General features: G+C 63.9%; 16 protein-coding genes. 7 read left to right on the top strand and 9 right to left on the bottom strand.

Annotated elements, in window-relative coordinates; genetic code table 11:
- Nucleotides 1–6: 6 nt before the first annotated feature.
- The 7 genes from lpxK to NKH28_RS03590 form a co-directional block, all read right to left on the bottom strand.
- Nucleotides 7–1,035, bottom strand: coding sequence for a tetraacyldisaccharide 4'-kinase (gene lpxK, locus NKH28_RS03620; protein WP_352474385.1), 1,029 nt, complete (start codon nucleotides 1,033–1,035; stop codon nucleotides 7–9).
- A 1-nt stretch (nucleotide 1,036) separates the two neighbouring features.
- On the bottom strand, nucleotides 1,037–2,353 hold the full coding sequence (gene waaA, locus NKH28_RS03615) for a lipid IV(A) 3-deoxy-D-manno-octulosonic acid transferase (RefSeq protein WP_352474386.1): 1,317 nt from the start codon (nucleotides 2,351–2,353) through the stop codon (nucleotides 1,037–1,039).
- The gene (locus NKH28_RS03610; protein ID WP_023717166.1) at nucleotides 2,350–3,129 is read right to left on the bottom strand and encodes a lysophospholipid acyltransferase family protein; all 780 of its coding nucleotides are present in this window, start codon (nucleotides 3,127–3,129) and stop codon (nucleotides 2,350–2,352) included. Before NKH28_RS03610 ends, waaA begins: the two co-directional genes overlap by 4 nt.
- Nucleotides 3,130–3,134: 5 nt before the next feature.
- A complete protein-coding gene (locus NKH28_RS03605; protein WP_023674378.1) occupies nucleotides 3,135–3,380 on the bottom strand; it encodes a DUF4170 domain-containing protein in 246 nt (81 codons plus the stop codon).
- A gap of 74 nt (nucleotides 3,381–3,454) precedes the next feature.
- Complete coding sequence (locus tag NKH28_RS03600; protein ID WP_352831747.1) at nucleotides 3,455–4,261, bottom strand: 3'(2'),5'-bisphosphate nucleotidase CysQ; 807 nt, start codon at nucleotides 4,259–4,261, stop codon at nucleotides 3,455–3,457.
- The gene (locus NKH28_RS03595) at nucleotides 4,248–5,591 is read right to left on the bottom strand and encodes a TldD/PmbA family protein (RefSeq protein ID WP_352457105.1); all 1,344 of its coding nucleotides are present in this window, start codon (nucleotides 5,589–5,591) and stop codon (nucleotides 4,248–4,250) included. The genes NKH28_RS03600 and NKH28_RS03595 overlap by 14 nt, the downstream gene beginning before the upstream one ends.
- A 253-nt stretch (nucleotides 5,592–5,844) precedes the next feature.
- Nucleotides 5,845–6,534, bottom strand: coding sequence for a DUF8692 domain-containing protein (locus NKH28_RS03590; RefSeq protein WP_352685493.1), 690 nt, complete (start codon nucleotides 6,532–6,534; stop codon nucleotides 5,845–5,847).
- An 89-nt stretch (nucleotides 6,535–6,623) separates the two neighbouring features.
- On the opposite strand from NKH28_RS03590, the gene NKH28_RS03585 reads away from it, so the two are divergent.
- Complete coding sequence (locus NKH28_RS03585) at nucleotides 6,624–6,755, top strand: hypothetical protein (protein ID WP_352685494.1); 132 nt, start codon at nucleotides 6,624–6,626, stop codon at nucleotides 6,753–6,755.
- A gap of 126 nt (nucleotides 6,756–6,881) precedes the next feature.
- Here the strand turns inward: NKH28_RS03585 and epmA are convergent, their stop codons facing one another.
- Entirely contained in the window at nucleotides 6,882–7,928 is a 1,047-nt protein-coding gene (gene epmA / locus NKH28_RS03580; protein WP_352685495.1) for an EF-P lysine aminoacylase EpmA, read from the bottom strand.
- Nucleotides 7,929–8,042: 114 nt separating this feature from the next.
- On the opposite strand from epmA, the gene efp reads away from it, so the two are divergent.
- Entirely contained in the window at nucleotides 8,043–8,609 is a 567-nt protein-coding gene (efp, locus tag NKH28_RS03575) for an elongation factor P (protein ID WP_023674374.1), read from the top strand.
- Between the two features lie 131 nt (nucleotides 8,610–8,740).
- Here the strand turns inward: efp and NKH28_RS03570 are convergent, their stop codons facing one another.
- Nucleotides 8,741–9,748, bottom strand: a complete 1,008-nt coding sequence (locus NKH28_RS03570) for an AraC family transcriptional regulator (protein ID WP_352685496.1) — start codon at nucleotides 9,746–9,748, stop codon at nucleotides 8,741–8,743.
- Nucleotides 9,749–9,974: 226 nt separating this feature from the next.
- Here NKH28_RS03570 and NKH28_RS03565 point away from each other — a divergent pair, with 226 nt between their 5' ends.
- From NKH28_RS03565 to NKH28_RS03545, 5 genes are all read left to right on the top strand, one after another.
- The gene (locus tag NKH28_RS03565; protein ID WP_352541563.1) at nucleotides 9,975–11,357 is read left to right on the top strand and encodes an FAD-binding oxidoreductase; all 1,383 of its coding nucleotides are present in this window, start codon (nucleotides 9,975–9,977) and stop codon (nucleotides 11,355–11,357) included.
- Between the two features lie 666 nt (nucleotides 11,358–12,023).
- Entirely contained in the window at nucleotides 12,024–12,176 is a 153-nt protein-coding gene (locus tag NKH28_RS03560) for a hypothetical protein (protein ID WP_352474399.1), read from the top strand.
- A 142-nt stretch (nucleotides 12,177–12,318) separates the two neighbouring features.
- Entirely contained in the window at nucleotides 12,319–13,299 is a 981-nt protein-coding gene (locus NKH28_RS03555) for a hypothetical protein (RefSeq protein ID WP_023674370.1), read from the top strand.
- The gene (locus NKH28_RS03550) at nucleotides 13,299–14,333 is read left to right on the top strand and encodes a hypothetical protein (RefSeq protein ID WP_352541565.1); all 1,035 of its coding nucleotides are present in this window, start codon (nucleotides 13,299–13,301) and stop codon (nucleotides 14,331–14,333) included. Before NKH28_RS03555 ends, NKH28_RS03550 begins: the two co-directional genes overlap by 1 nt.
- Before the next feature lie 113 nt (nucleotides 14,334–14,446).
- On the top strand, nucleotides 14,447–15,187 hold the full coding sequence (locus tag NKH28_RS03545; protein WP_352685500.1) for a gamma-glutamylcyclotransferase: 741 nt from the start codon (nucleotides 14,447–14,449) through the stop codon (nucleotides 15,185–15,187).
- Nucleotides 15,188–15,243 lie beyond the last annotated feature (56 nt).

The raw sequence follows: 15,243 nt of genomic DNA, 5'->3' as shown, positions 1-15,243 counted from the left end.
TTCTGGTCAGCCTTTAAGCCGGCGCTGCCGCCAGGCATCCAGCGTCTCGTCGATGATGCGTTGCGGCACATGGTCGAGCTCGAAGACGGTGTCGATCTCCAGCACATCGAGCCCGTCGAGGAATTCCGGCGGTGCCGCGCCGTGACGCAGGCGGGCAGCGTCCTTGGCGGTGGTAATGAGACCAAGCCCGGCTTTACGTGCTGTCGCCGCCAATTCGGCAAGCTCGTCCGCACTGTAGAAATGATGGTCAGGAAACGGTCGGGTCAGCGCAAGCTCGCCGCCGGCCTCGGCTACGGTGTCGAAAAACCTGTCGGGATGGCCAATGCCGGCGAACGCCAGGAACCGCCTGCCGGCCAGCGTCACCTTGCTGCTCGGGGCAGTGTGCGCCTCGAAGATCGGCCTGCCGGCGCGCGCTGCCTGGCGCACGACCGTATCGGCCGCGGTGCCCTCGCCCATCTTCAGCAAGGCGCTGGTGAAGACCAATTGGTCGACGATCTTTGCCCGCAGCGGCCCGCCGGGGATGACGCGGCCATTGCCGATGCCATGTCGCGCGTCGACGACGACGAGCGCATAGTCGATGTGGATGCGCGCGCTCTGAAAACCGTCATCCATGATCAGGAAATCGCAGCCGAGCTTCTCCAGCAGAAGCCTGGCGCCGGCGGCCCGGTTCGGCGTCACCGCGACCGGGGCGTGTTCGGCTAGAAGCAGCGGCTCGTCGCCGACATGCTTGGCGGCATCGTGGTGCGGATCGACGATATGCGGCTGCGCGAAGGAGCCGCCATGGCCGCGCGACAGGAAACCCGGATTAAGCTGCATGCGCCTGGCCTGCTCGGCCAGCGCGATCGCCACCGGCGTCTTGCCGGTGCCGCCGACGGTGAAGTTGCCGACGCAGAGCACCGGCGCCTCGACCTTTTCACGCGGCGCGTGCCGCATGCGGCGACCGGCGACAAGCGCATAGACGGCGGAGAGCGGCGACAGCGCCGTGACCCGCCAGTCCGGCTCTTCCCACCAGAAGGGCGGCGCTTCCGAGGTCACGTCAGCGCCCGTTCGCGCCCTTCAGGCGCGACTTGACGACCAGCGGCTGGATATAGGGCTCGAGCGACCTGAGCGTATGCGCCAGCGCACCGCGCATCTCGTCGACCGTCGCCGCACCCGCCGCCATCATCTCATGGCGGGCCGCCTCGTTGGTCAAAAGGAAATTAACGGCGCCGGCCAGCATATCGCGGTCGCGCACCAGCTTGGCGCCGCCGCTATCGAGCAGGCGCTGATAGGCCTCGCGAAAATTCTGGACGTTGCGGCCGGCAAGCACCGCTGTCTCCAGCATGGCTGGTTCCAGCGGGTTCTGGCCGCCCTCGGAAGTCAGCGAACGGCCGACAAAGGCAATTTCCGTCAGCCTCAGATAAAGCCCCATCTCGCCGATCGTGTCGCCGAGCAGAATATCGGTGTCGGCGGTGATCCTGTCGCCCTTGCTGCGCTGCGCCAGCTTCAGGCCCATGCCGGAAATCTGGGCGGCCAGTTGCCCGGCGCGATCGGGATGGCGCGGCACGATGATCGTTAAAAGCCCGTGGTGGCGCTTGTGCAGCATGGCGTGAACTTCGGCGGCGACCGCCTCTTCGCCGTCATGGGTCGAGATCGCCGCCCAGGTCGGGCGGCCGCCGATCTGGCGTTTCAGCGCCGCCAGTGCCCGCTCGTCGGCCGGCGGCGGCGCGGTGTCGACCTTGAGATTGCCGGATACAGTGACCGGCCGGGCGCCGAGCGAAAGGAAGCGCTCGCCATCGAGGTCCGACTGGGCGACGACATGGGCGAGATTTTCGAACAATGCTTCGGCAATGTTGGCGCGCTTCTTCCAGGACTTGAAGGAGCGGTCGGACAGCCTGCCGTTGACCAGAACCTGCGGCACGCGGCGGGCGCCGAGTTCCAGGATGGTCATCGGCCAGATCTCCGATTCGGCGATGATTGCCAGGTCCGGCTGCCAATGGTCGAGGAAGCGGCTGACCGCCGGCTTGAGGTCGAGCGGCACATATTGGTGGATGATGCGGTCGCCCAGCCGTTCTTCGGCGACCTGCGCCGAGGTGACCGTGCCCGTCGTCAGCACGATGTTGACGCCGTAATCGAGAATGCTCTCGACCAGCGGCACGACGGCGATGGTCTCGCCGACGCTGGCTGCATGGATCCAGATCACCGGGCCTTCGGGGCGCTCGCGTCCGGCGACGCCGTAGCGTTCGCGCCGGCGAATGCGATCCTCCTTGCCTCTGGAAGTGCGCCAGGCGACATAAGGCCCGGCCAACGGGTAGGCGGCCGCCCCCGCGAAACGGTATGCGGTCAGGAAGGCGCGCGCCCAGCGCACACTCATTTCGAACCGTCCACAAGGCGATAGGCCTCGGCGGTCGCGGCATTAAGCGAGGCCGTGACCTCCTGGCGCTTGCGTTCCATTTCGGCGGCGTCGGCGTTGGCCGGCACGAAGACAGGCGTGCCGACGACGATCGAGGAGCGGCCGAAGGGCAGGTTGATCGTCGTCTTGTCCCAGCTGCCCTCGATCACCTTGCGGCGGCTGGTGGCTATCGCCGCAGGCAGGATCGGCCGGCCGGACAGCCGCGCCAGAAGGACGACGCCGAGCCCAGCATCGCGCGGCGTGCCGTGGGGAATATCAGCAATCATGGCGACATTCTTGCCGGTGGCGAGCGACTTTTTGAGGGCGATGAGCGCCTTGGCCCCGCCCTTGTCGAGATGCCTTGCGCTTTCGCGCCCGCCAGAGCCGCGCACCGCCTCGATGCCGAATTTCTCGACCATCAGCGCGTTGAGCTCGGCATCGGCGCTGCGCGATACCATGGCAACCAGCGGCCGTCCCTTGGGATAGTAGGCCGGGGTCAGCAGGTGCTGGCCGTGCCAGAGCGCGATGATGCCAGGCTCGAGCTGCGCATAGGCGCCGCCGGAAAACTTGGCCGATCCGTCGACCATGCGGTTGGTCAAGCGGACAAGGCGGACGAAATACGCAAACAGCGCGGCAAGCGCATTCTTGACGAATCGCGACTGCGCCAGCGGTTCGCGGATCTTGCGCCAGAACGTCTTCGGCTTGCGACGTCTGACCGCCGACCGCGGGGCTGATCGCTTGACCGCTTCATGGTTCATCGATGTCAACCGACAGCCTTGTTTTCGGGGTCGAGGAGGCGGTGCAGGTGAACGACGAAATAGCGCATATGGGCATTGTCGACGCTAGCTTGCGCCTTGGCCTTCCAGACGGCGTGCGCCGATTGGTAATCCGGATAAATGCCGACAATATCGAGCGCGTCGAGATCGCGGAATTCGGTGCCGCCCAGCTTCTTGAGTTCGCCGCCGAACACCAGGTGCAAAAGCTGCTTCTTTCCGTCTTCAGCGGCCATGTCGATCCTTCACATATCGTGAGTTTGGGACAGGTCTAGACCAAAGCCGCCGACTTTGGAACTATTGATAGTGGTCAATTGTCCAGCCCGGCGATGACGCCGGCGAGCACGGCGAGGAGTTCGCCGCTGCCGGCGGCGAGCGGTCCGTGACGGATCACTTCGCCGGCATAGAGCGGCGCGCGGCCATGCCGATCGAGCAAGGCTCCGCCTGCCTCGCGCAGGATGAGATCGGCCGCGGCGATGTCCCAGTCATGTGCGTTGGCCTTGACGAAGGTGGCATCGAGCTGGCCGCCGGCGATCATCGCCAGCCGGTAGGCGAGCGAAGGAATATAGGGCACGCGCTTCAGCCGTTTGTGCCATTTCGCCGGCAGCAGGTCGATCATCGCCTTCGGTCCGGCGATTTCGGCCGTTTCCGCCGGCGGACGCACGCTGATGCGCCTGCCGTTCAGGAACGCGCCCTCGCCCGGCAGCGCCCAATAGATTTCGCCCTTCGCCGGGCAGTCGAGTACGCCGGCAAGCGTTCGGCCGTTCTCGACCACAGCGACGCTGACGCACCATGTGGGCAGGCCCTCGAGGAAGCCGCGCGTGCCGTCGATCGGATCGACGACGAAGGTGCGGCGCGCGACAAGCCTTACCGGGTCGTCGACGGTTTCCTCCGACAGCCAGCCATAATCCGGCCGGGCCGCCAGCAAGGTCTCGCGCAGATATTTGTCGGCGGCGTGATCGGCTTCGCTGACCGGCGAGGTGCCGCCCTTCATCCACACTTGCGGATTGTTGTTGAAGTATTGCATGGCGATGAGCCCCGCCTCGCGGGCGGCATCGCGCAACAGCTGCAGGTCTTCAGTAGCGCCGGCCGAGACGGCCGGGTCAAGCTCCGGCAAGGGTCATTCCTTCGATCAAAAGCGTGGGCGCGGCGGTGCCGAAATTGCGGTCGAGATCGCTCGCCGGAACCATGTTGAGGAACATCGTCTTCAGATTGGAGGCGATGGTCACCTCGGCGACGGGATAGGCCAGCTCGCCATTTTCGATCCAGAAGCCGGAAGCGCCGCGGCTATATTCGCCGGTCACCATGTCGACGCCCTGGCCGAACACTTCGGTGACGTAGAAGCCGGTCTTGAGCGACTTGATCAGCTCTTCCGGCGTATTTTCCCCGGGCTCGATGGCGAGATTGGTCGACGACGGCGAGACCGACGAGCCGCTGCGCGAGCCGCGCCCATTGGTGACGAGGCCGAGTTCCCGAGCCGCCGAAGTCGACAGGAACCAGTGGTTGAGCACGCCCTTGTCGACCATGAACAGTTTTTCGCCCTCGACGCCTTCGCCGTCGAACGGGCGCGAGGCCTGTCCACGGCGCCGGAGCGGCTCGTCGGTGACGGTGATTGCGGCCGAAGCCACCTTCTTGCCCATCATGTCGCGGAGAAAGCTGGTCTTGCGCGCCACCGCGGCGCCATTGATGGCACCGGCAAGGTGGCCGGCAATGCCGCGCGCCACACGCGGATCGAACACCACGTCGACAGGCCCGGTCGCCGCCTTGCGCGCGCCAATGCGGCGTACAGCGCGCTCACCGGCCTTGCGGCCGATGTCTTCCGGCGCGTCGAGATCGGAAAAATGCTGGCGCGAGGAGAATTCGTAGTCGCGCTCCATGCCGGTGCCCTCGCCGGCGATCACGCTGGTCGAGCGCGAAAAACGCGAGGCGACGTAGTGGCCGACGAAGCCGTGCGAGGTGGCGAGCACCAGGCCGCCAAGCCCGGCACTGGCGCCACTGCCGGCCGAATTGGTGACGCCCTTGACGGCAAGCGCCGCCGCTTCGGCGGCAAGCGCTGCTTCCTTCAACTGGTCCGCCGACACCTCGGTGGCGTCGAACAGATCGAGGTCGCGCGGTTTCTTGACCAGCAAGGCCGGGTCGGCGAGGCCCTGATAGGGATCCTCGGGGGACACCTTGGCCATGGCGACCGCGCGCTCGGCCAGCATATTGGGGTCGGATGCCGCTGTTGCCGAAACGCTGGCTACCCGCTTGCCGACGAAGACGCGCAGCGAGACGTCCTCGCTCTCGGACGCCTCTGTGCCTTCGACCTTGCCAAGCCGCACCGACACGCCGGTCGAGCGGCCGCGTACCGCAACGGCATCGGCGGCATCGGCGCCGGCCCGTTTGGCAGCCTCGACCAGGGCCGCGACGCGATCGGTCAGTTTCGCTGCGTCGAGCGTATCGGTCATGCGCATGATCCTGTTATTTCCGGCCGGCTGAAGGGCAGCCGCTGCTGCACCATCTATTGTCCCGATGCCGCTTCTGCAATGGGAGAAGCGGACAATCAGGAGGCATCTAGCCCCAGGTCAGCGCGACCGATCCAGAGATGGTGCGTCCTTCCAGACGCACAAAGGACGGCTTAGATCCGAGGTGGCCGTGACCGAAAGCCGCGACGGCGGCACCGCTGCCGGCGACGAGTCGAAGATGCGGCGTGTGCGAACGTCAGCCTGTAGAGTTGGGATCGGCTGGATCCACCCACGGGCGGCCCAACCGTGTCACCATCGCCGCGTACCCGACGGCACCTGCCGCCCAAAGGAAGATGCCAAGCTCTTTGACAGCGTCTTCGGCGATGTCGACCGCCGAACCCGGGCTAGGAAACAGCTCTCCCAGCTGGTCGATCGCTGCTGACATCGCGAGTAGGAAGCCTGCGGCCACAAATACGATCGAGCCGTCGAATGTCTTCCGTCGCAGCCGAAAGAACCAGAACAACCCGGCGACGGCGTAGGCAATCATCGTAACAATCTCTGGTATCGCGACAAACGGCAGCACGTCCTCATGGATCAACAACAGGTCATCGAGGCCCATGACCAAGGTAAGGCCGCCGAGAAACGTGCAATCCCATCGGTGCGTGAGCAGACCGGCAAACAGGGTCGCCGCGCCGGTGCCGATCCACAGTGAAGCACCTAGGGACGAAATCCACCCCGTATAGAAGCCGACATCCGCGGCTGCAGATGGATCTCGATAGAAGATTGTAGCGTCCAGACCAAGAGTTTGCGCGACGAACAGCGCGGCCAAGAGCATCACAACATTAATCGCCACGGCCGCAAGTATGACCAGGCGCCAGGACATTGTCCATTCGCTGCTATGTTTTGCGTTCAGCGCGTTTTTGTCTGGCATTGTGCCGAAGGCCATTCTGAGTACGACGGCCGATAGCTCCGCGGCGCCGAGAACCCCGCCAGCACTATGCCGGCCCACCATGATCGTGGCAACACACGGAACGGTTGCAGCGTCTCGCACATGACGAGGTCGTCGCGGTGCAGTTCCTGGCCAGCGCCAACCAACGCACCATGCCGCTCGAAATGTTCATCGGCTTGCGCGAAAAGCTCTCCCCGGCAATAGCGCCGCCACGCTGATGATGGGGCTGTCGATAATCCTCCTGGTCGTCGCCAATCTTCTGGCTCGACGGAGCCGGCGGCGGCCTGGACCGACCATCTGATCCTGGCTTTCAAGCCGGGCGAGATCGGCTTGTCCAACCTTCCTCAGGGACCAGCCACCGGCGTCCAGATCACGTCGTCGATCCTGAGCGCGCCGGTGGCGAGCATCACCAGCCGGTCGAAGCCGAGCGCCGCGCCGCTCGCCTGCGGCATGATGGCGAGCGCGGCGAGGAAATCCTCGTCGATCGGGTAGCGTTCGCCATAGACGCGCTGCTTCTCATCCATTTCGGCGGCAAAGCGCCGGCGCTGCTCGGCCGGATCGGTCAATTCGCCAAAGGCGTTGGCGAGCTCGACGCCGCAGCAATAGAGCTCGAAGCGCTCGGCGGTGCGTGGATCGTCGGCGCTCGGCCTGGCCAGTGCCGCCTCCGAGATCGGATATCCGAAAAGAATGGTAGCGCGCCCCTGCCCCAGCGCTGGCTCGATTTTTTCGACCATCACCCGGCTGAACAGGTCGGCCCAATTGTCGTCGGGCGCGGTCCGCAATCCGGCCTGGACCAGGGCGGCATGCAACCGCGCGCGGTCGGTGCTGCCATCGGCTGCAACCGTCGCCAGCAGATCGATGCCGGCATGGCGCATGAAAGCTTCGGCGACGCTCAACCGTTCCGGCCCGGCGAACGGATCGGCCTCACGGCCGCGGAAGCTAAAACGCTTCGCTCCGGCCCGTTCGGCCGCCAGCGCTACGAGCTCGGCGCAATCGCGCATCAGGCTCTCGTAGGTCTCGCCGACGCGGTACCATTCGAGCATGGTGAACTCAGGATGGTGCAAGGGGCCGCGCTCGCGGTTGCGCCAGACAGCCCCGAGGCTGAAGATGCGCTCCTCGCCGGCGGCAAGCAGCTTCTTGCAGGCGAATTCCGGCGACGTGTGGAGGTAGAGCGGCTGGCGCTGCCCGTCCGGCCCGATCGCCTCGGTGGCAAAGGCCGACAGGTGCGCTTCATTGCCGGGCGAGACCTGCAGGGCCGATGTCTCCACCTCGACGAAGTCGCGGCGGGCGAACCAGTCGCGCATCCCGGCGGCAATGGCATTGCGCAGGATCAGCCGCGGCCGGCGGTCGGCGTGGACATGCGGCGTCCACCACGGCGAGGCGGCGGTCATCGGCTTCAGGGGAATTGCACAGAGGGCTGGCGATTGCGGCCAAGATGCGCTAGGCCGCACGCAACGGCCTCTCCAGCCGATTTGCGCCAACAAATTTTATCAGGATGGAAACCCGTGAAGGTCATCGCCAGCTCCTTACGCAAAGGCAACGTCGTCGAAAAGGACGGCAAGCTTTATGTGATCCTCTTTGCCGAAAACATTCATCCTGGCAAGGGTACGCCGGTCACCCAGCTCGACATGCGGCGTATCTCCGACGGGGTAAAGGTTTCCGAGCGTTACCGCACCACCGAGCAGGTCGAGCGCGCCTATGTCGAGGAGCGCGAGCACACGTTCCTCTACCGTGACGGCGAAGGCTTTCACTTCATGAATCCGGAGACTTACGACCAGGTCGCGGTGCCGGAAAGCGTGGTCGGCGACATGGCGCCCTATCTGGTGGAAGGCATGCCGGTGCAGATCTCGCAATACAACAACATCGCCATCTCGCTGGTACTGCCGCAGCGCGCCACTTTCGAGGTGGTCGAGACCGAGCCGGTGACCAAGGGCCAGACGGCGTCCTCGTCCTACAAGCCGGCAACGCTGTCCAACGGCGTGCGTACCCTGGTGCCGCCACACATCAGCGCCGGCACCCGCGTGGTGGTGATGACCGCCGATGGCGCCTATGTCGAGCGCGCGAAAGATTAAGGCGCGAAGTCTGACACGCCTCGCCGAAGGCGTCGCGGCGGCCGGTCATCGTCTACCGCTTTGTGCCAGGGGTTTTCGAGCATTGGGACGCTGAACGCGGACCGAAGCGTCAACGCCCTGCCAGTTCTTTCCTATTGCACGACGCCAGCGGGCAATCTCTGAGCCTCGAGCAACGCCGACCGTCCCTTTCGCCAGGTGCCAGGTGGAATGCCGACGAACTTTTTGAAGGCGCGATTGAAGGCGGCTTCCGACTCGTAGCCGACCTCGGCACCCGCTTGCGCGATGCTCATTTCAGGGCGTTCGAGCAAGCGTCCTGCCAGTTGTAGACGCCAGCGAGCAAGATAGTGCATGGGCGAGACCTCGACATAGTGGGTAAAGCGGCTCGCAAACGCCGTGCGCGAGAGCCCTACTTCGCGGGCGAGCCGGTCCAATGTCCATTCCTCCCTGGGGCGAGCGTGGATGAGCCGGAGCGCCTCGCCGACATGTGGATCCCGTAGGCCTGACAGCCAGCCGCGCGAATCGTCGGGCAGGGTCTCGAGATGGCGGCGGATGATCTCGACAAACATCAGCTCGCTCAGCTTGGCGAGTATCGTCTCACAGCCCGCCCGCCCACTGCCACCTTCTGCCAGCGCCAGCCGAAAAAGGTCGATAACCCAGCTGCTTCCATCGGCGGGCTTGCGGGCGCACAGGATGGCCGGCAATGCGGCCAGGAGAGGATTGAAGGGACGTGCATCGCAGCCAAGATACCCGCAAATGAACCGGGTCCGCTCGTCTCCGCCGCCACCATGGATCACCGCGAACGGCAGGCTCTCGTCAATCGGCCGATAATACATCGCCATATTGGGCTCGCCCCGTGCCCCGGGCGAGGAGCTCAAGACGTTCGGAACACCACCGGGGAAGACAACGACATCACCGGCGTTCACGAGCACCGGGGGCACCGAATCGTCTCCCAGCGCGGCCCAGCACGAGCCCGACATCACGGCATGAAAAGAAATGATGTGCTCTGCCTCCGGCATGATGGCGGCGGCAATGTCGGCCGTGCCCGGCGACTCGCCGACCCAGGGAGAGCTGGCGTCAACGTCGAAATAGATCGCACCGGTGAGGCGAACGGCTCGGAGCACATCGGAAAGGACATCCATGCACTACACCTCCGGAAACGATCGGCTACTCCCTTTGACAACGAGTTTTTCCGCCAGGCATCTCGAACTATCCGGCAATATGGCCGCCCGAGCAACTATCCATCCGGTCTAATCCTACTCTGAACGATCGGGCAACAGAAATGGACGATGTGACATTTGCGGGAACAGCGGACGGGATTAGCGTTTCATCGGCCGGCCGACAGGTCCAATAACAGGGAGGAATGTCATGAACGATGAAGACATCACCAAATTCGCAGCAAGCCTGCGAGGCGAAGTCATCCGCGCCGGCGACGCCCGCTATGACGAGGCCCGCAAGCTCTACAACGGCATGATCGACAAGCGGCCGCTGATCATCGCCCGCTGTGTCGACGTCGCCGACGTAATCACAGCGGTGAATTTCGGCCGCGACAACAATTTGCTGGTTGCGGTACGTGGCGGCGGCCATAATGGACCAGGATTGGGGAGCTGCGATGACGGTCTGGTGATCGACCTGTCGGCGATGAACGGCGTGCGCGTCGATCCGGATGCCCGCACGGCGCGGGTAGGCCCGGGCTGCACTCAGGGCGACCTCGACCATGCCACCCATGCCTTTGGCCTGGCCGTACCGGCGGGCATCATCTCGACCACCGGGGTCGCCGGACTGACGCTGAGCGGCGGCCATGGCTATCTGACGCGCAAATATGGCCTGACCATCGATAACCTGGTCGAGGCCGATGTCGTGCTTGCCGACGGAAGCTTCGTCACCGCCAGCAAGGAGCGGAACCCCAACCTGTTCTGGGCGCTTCGCGGCGGCGGCGGCAATTTCGGCATCGTCACCAGCTTTGTGTTCAGGCTCCACCGGGTCAGCATGGTCTTTGCGGGGCCGATCGCATGGGATCAGCGCCACGCCCGCACCATCATGCAGCATTATCGCGAGTTCCTGCCGAACGCGCCCGAAGAACTCGGGATCTTTCTCGGGCTCAAGACCGTCCTCTCGAGCGCACCCTTCCCGGAAGAGTTTTGGGGAAAGCGGATGTGTCTGCTGATGTGCTGCTACAACGGCCCGGAGGAAAAGGGCAGAGAGGCGCTGGCCCCGCTGCTCGATGCGCTGCCCGCGCCCTGGTTCAACTGGATGGGAACGATGCCCTATCCCGCGGTGCAGAGCATGTTCGATGGGCTCTACCCGAAGGGAATGCAGTGGTACTGGCGGGGCGATTTCGTCAAGACGCTGTCCGACGAGGCGATCGACGCCCATCTCGAGCAGGCGGCGAAGACGCCGAGCGAGCTATCGCTCATGCATCTCTACCCGATCGATGGTGCGGTCCATCGCGTCGGCAAAGACGAGACACCCTGGAATTACCGTGATGCGACCTGGTCGATGGTCATCGCCGGGATCGATCCGGACCCACAGAAAGCGGGGCCGGTGACGCGCTGGACCAAGGCCTACTGGGAGGCCGTGCATCCGTTCGATCTGGGTGGCGCCTACCTGAACTTCATGATGGACGACGAGGGCGATGCAAGGCTCAAGGCGGCTTATGGCGACAACTATGAGCGCCTGGCTACGCTGAAGAAGAAATACGACCCGAACAACCTCTTCCGGGTCAACCAAAACATTCGACCGGCTGCTTGACGGCGGCTCTTGTCAGGCCGGCAAGCGTACCGGCCGGCCCAGCTAAGGCTCGGCCGGTACGATAGCTTGCCGGTCAGGACGCTCTGATCCAGACCAGCATCTCGCCGGAATCGTGGTGTCCCGGGCGAAATACGGCATGGTGACTTTTGCTGCCTCGACCGCCGGTGATTTTTCAAACGCCTCTTTCCTGTCAACAGCCGACAGCGTGACGACGCCGCGGGGCACGTTCGAGAGCTGACTACATTTGAAACCAGGCCAGACGACCGCCGAATGGCGTCCAATGAGCCATGCCGGGCTGCTTTTCAGGCTACCCCGCGTTTCTGATCGTGGTGGGCCGCGTACTGTCCATGCACAAGTCCGGACCTGTTTGGCGACACCCCATCATTGACTGGATCGTTCGCACATGATCGACAAAATGACCCGGAAATGACCGAGATACAAAGCTTTCCTTCAGTTGTGCATCAATAAGCCGCGACAATTTTTTAGCAATCTTTAGGCAAATTCTCAGGTTTATCGACAAACAGCAGACAATTCGGCAGCAGACAATTCGGCACAACGGTCTTTACTGGATTTATGTGGATGGCAATGCATCCCTACTTGACACCGGGACAAGCTGAAGAGCTATGCTGAACATCGGTCGCAAGTTTGCGCAGAGGGAATCTGTTCATGGATTTCATCGAGAGTTGGTTTGGTATTTCCCCTGACGGCGGCGACGGATCGACCGAAGCTCTCTACATACTTGCCGTTGTCGCAATATTGGCGCTCGCATTCCACAAGCACATCGTGCAGTTCGCGCGCGGTTTCTTCGCGCGGAAATAGCCCGCGTACCGTTCGAGCCCAGCTTTATTCGTCTGACCAGAGTACAAACGGCACCAGTCGTCTGACACTCCAATACACTGTTGCCGCGCGAATCCCGTTGTTATCAGAGCGTTGCCCTGCGTTAGCTTCAGAGGGGAAGTCGATGCGAGGAATAGCGGCAATCCTGCGAGCACTGTTCTCCGCCTGGATTCCGGCACTGATCGAGATGGCTCGCCGTTTCTGTCGCCGGTGGCGGCTAGGGGGTGACCGCCGGGTCGACCAGAAAGGATCCCGGGCGCATTGCGTACCGATCGATCACCCTGCTTTCTGCCGGCCTGACCCGCTGATCTACGATCAGTATTATCTGATCGGTCTTGGTCTCGCGGTCACCTGGGATAATCCCGATATCGAGCTACGCCAGGGTGGTGTGCCCGTTCCCGCCGGCAGGTTGCAGGCGGATACCGACTACGAGGTGCGGGTTCGCGTCTGGAACGCCTCCCCGGATGCCGTCGTCGTCAAGATGCCGGTCCATCTGTCCTATCTGTCGTTTGGCATCGGAACCGTGTCGAATCCGATCGCCACCAGGCCGGTCTCGGTCGGGGTGATCGGATCCGCCAGCCAGCCTGGGTTCGTCTCCTTCGACTGGCATACGCCGCGGCAAGCAGGTCACTATTGCCTGCAAGCTTTGCTCGACCCGGCCGATGACGCCAATTTCGCCAACAATCTCGGGCAAGAAAATACCGATGTCGGACTTGCCCAGTCGCCAGCAACATTTCAATTCGAGTTGCGCAACGCTACCCGTCGGCCGCATCGGTACCGGTTCACCGTCGATGCCTACACCATTCCGCCGCTCGGCCCCTGTCGCGACGACCGGCAGCCAACGGAAGAGACCGCCAAGGCGGAGCAAAAGCGCCGGCTGGCGGCACACTTGCCGTCGGCTCATCCCCTGCCGCCGGGCTGGAAGGTCGAGATTTCGCCTGACCTGCCGTCGCTGGCGCCGGGCGAACAGGTGACGATCACGGCGGTCGCTACGCCGCCGGACGGCTGGACCGGCCGGCAAGCCCTCAATCTGAATGCGTTTGACGAGGGTGACCGCGCCAGCGGCGGCGTCACCTTGACCGTCCTCAGCAGCTTGGAGCCGTGATGGCCACCGACGACAAATCCTGGACCAAGTGCACGACCGCCGACGAGGTGATTTCGGTCAACCAGTACATCAGCGCGGCGATTACCAGCGGCATATTCGCAGCCGTGATGGTCGTGGTGGTGGTCGCAATGGGCGAACCGTGGTGCATACCGATCGCGCTGGTGGTGACTGAGATTGTGTGGATTCTCGCTTATTGCGACTGGTGGCTCAACAAACGGCTGGTTTGCCTGGGCGAGCCGGTGAGTATCGTCGGCATGGTCATCAGCATCGAGCCGCCGTCGGAAAAGACCTGGCCAGGAAGCCTGGACTCCGACTACAGCCTCAATTTGCTGCTGCCGAACAACCCGGTGGGCGTCTCCCAGGCCGTTGCCGCCGCCAGTGCCCCGTTCGGCTATCTGATGGCCGAAAACGCAATCACCTCCTCGCACGGCTTTCTGTTCACGGGGAACCCGGCGGAGGACAAGGTGACCGGAGTAAAGTCAGAGGCGCTGCATGTGGAGTTCGAAGGGGCATCGATCCATGACCTGCAGACCGTCAACATCCTCGCCCTGATCGCCGCCCTGGCAGCGCTGGCGCTATGCATGTCGGGCGTCGGCGCGGTCGTCGCCTACGTATTGGCGCTTCTCGCCTTGCTCGCTTCGCTGCTCGGCGCGGCCTTCAGCAGTTCGGACACCGCCAGTCCGAGCGATGCCGGCTTGCCGAGCATCGAGACCAACAAGGGCGACGGAACCGGAGCGACAATCCTGGGGGTGACCGGCCGGTGGGTCTATGATGCCGGACACATCCACGACAGCTTTCATGAAGGCCACAACGAACTGCATCCGGTCCAACAGGCCCAGATTCTGGGACGGCCATGGGACGGCGACTGGCCCGACGATATCGACGAAATCGTTCGAGGCTACCAGGACGGCTACGCGCAGTCCCAGGATCCGCTCACCAAGGCGCAACAGGCCCGGCCCGGCTCCCGGTGGTCGGTCCATCCCTATGTTGACGGCTGCAACGACACCGTCCGGCCAGATCAGCCTCCGCACTAAGCCAGTCAAGCTGTTGTACACGACAGTTCGAATCCTGATACCGCGCTGGTTTACTCGGCCCTTGAGAATCCTTCAGCCTTCGGCAACATGGCGGCAAGGCTGAGAGCATGAGGATGAGCAAGGTCATTTCCGCCGCATCACGGCGTTCGCCGCGCAAGACACCGATGGCGCTGACCGAGGCGCTGGTCGCCCGCACCTTGCGTGCGGTCGAGGATGCCGGGCCGACGCCGGGCATGGTCTACATGACCGATGCCGATTACGCGCGCATTCGCAACGAGGTGCTGGCCGGCGCGCCGGGCGGGCCGGTGAAGCTGTTCGCCTATGGCTCGCTGCTGTGGAAGCCGGCCGGCGAGGTCAGGGGTGGCGAACGGGCCGTGGCGACGGGCTGGCACCGTTCGTTCTGTTTTACGGTGCAGCGCTTCAGGGGCACCATCGAGCAGCCCGGCCTGATGATGGCGCTCGACCGCGGCGGCCAGTGTCAGGGCATGGTATTCGAGATCGCCGAGCCCGTGGGGGCCAATCTCGAAACGCTGCTGCGCCGTGAGATGACCATCCTGCCGGCCGTCAACGTGCCGCGCTGGCTGCAGGTCAGGACGGGCGACGGCACGGGCCAAGCGCTTGGTTTCGTTGTCGATCCCGCCAATCCGCGCTATGCCGGCAAGCTCGAAAAGCGAGCGATAGCGGCGACCCTGGCCACGGCCGTCGGCCATTGGGGTTCGGGCGCCGAATATCTGTTCGAGACCATTCGCCATCTCGACGCCTGCGGCATCCGCGACCGCAATCTCTGGCAGTTGCAGGAACTTGTGGCCGAGGAGATCGGTCGGGCGCTGCGATCGGGCTTCATTCGTCCCTGAGCCAGACCAGCATCTCGCCGGGCTCCCAGGCGAAATCGATGTTGTGCAGGTCGACG

Origin of the sequence: Mesorhizobium sp. M1227 (assembly GCF_040318315.1) — a bacterium.
Classification (GTDB): Bacteria; Pseudomonadota; Alphaproteobacteria; order Rhizobiales; family Rhizobiaceae; genus Mesorhizobium.
Note: the sequence above shows the minus strand (reverse complement) of the source record. Positions and strands in the feature narration are given on the sequence as shown.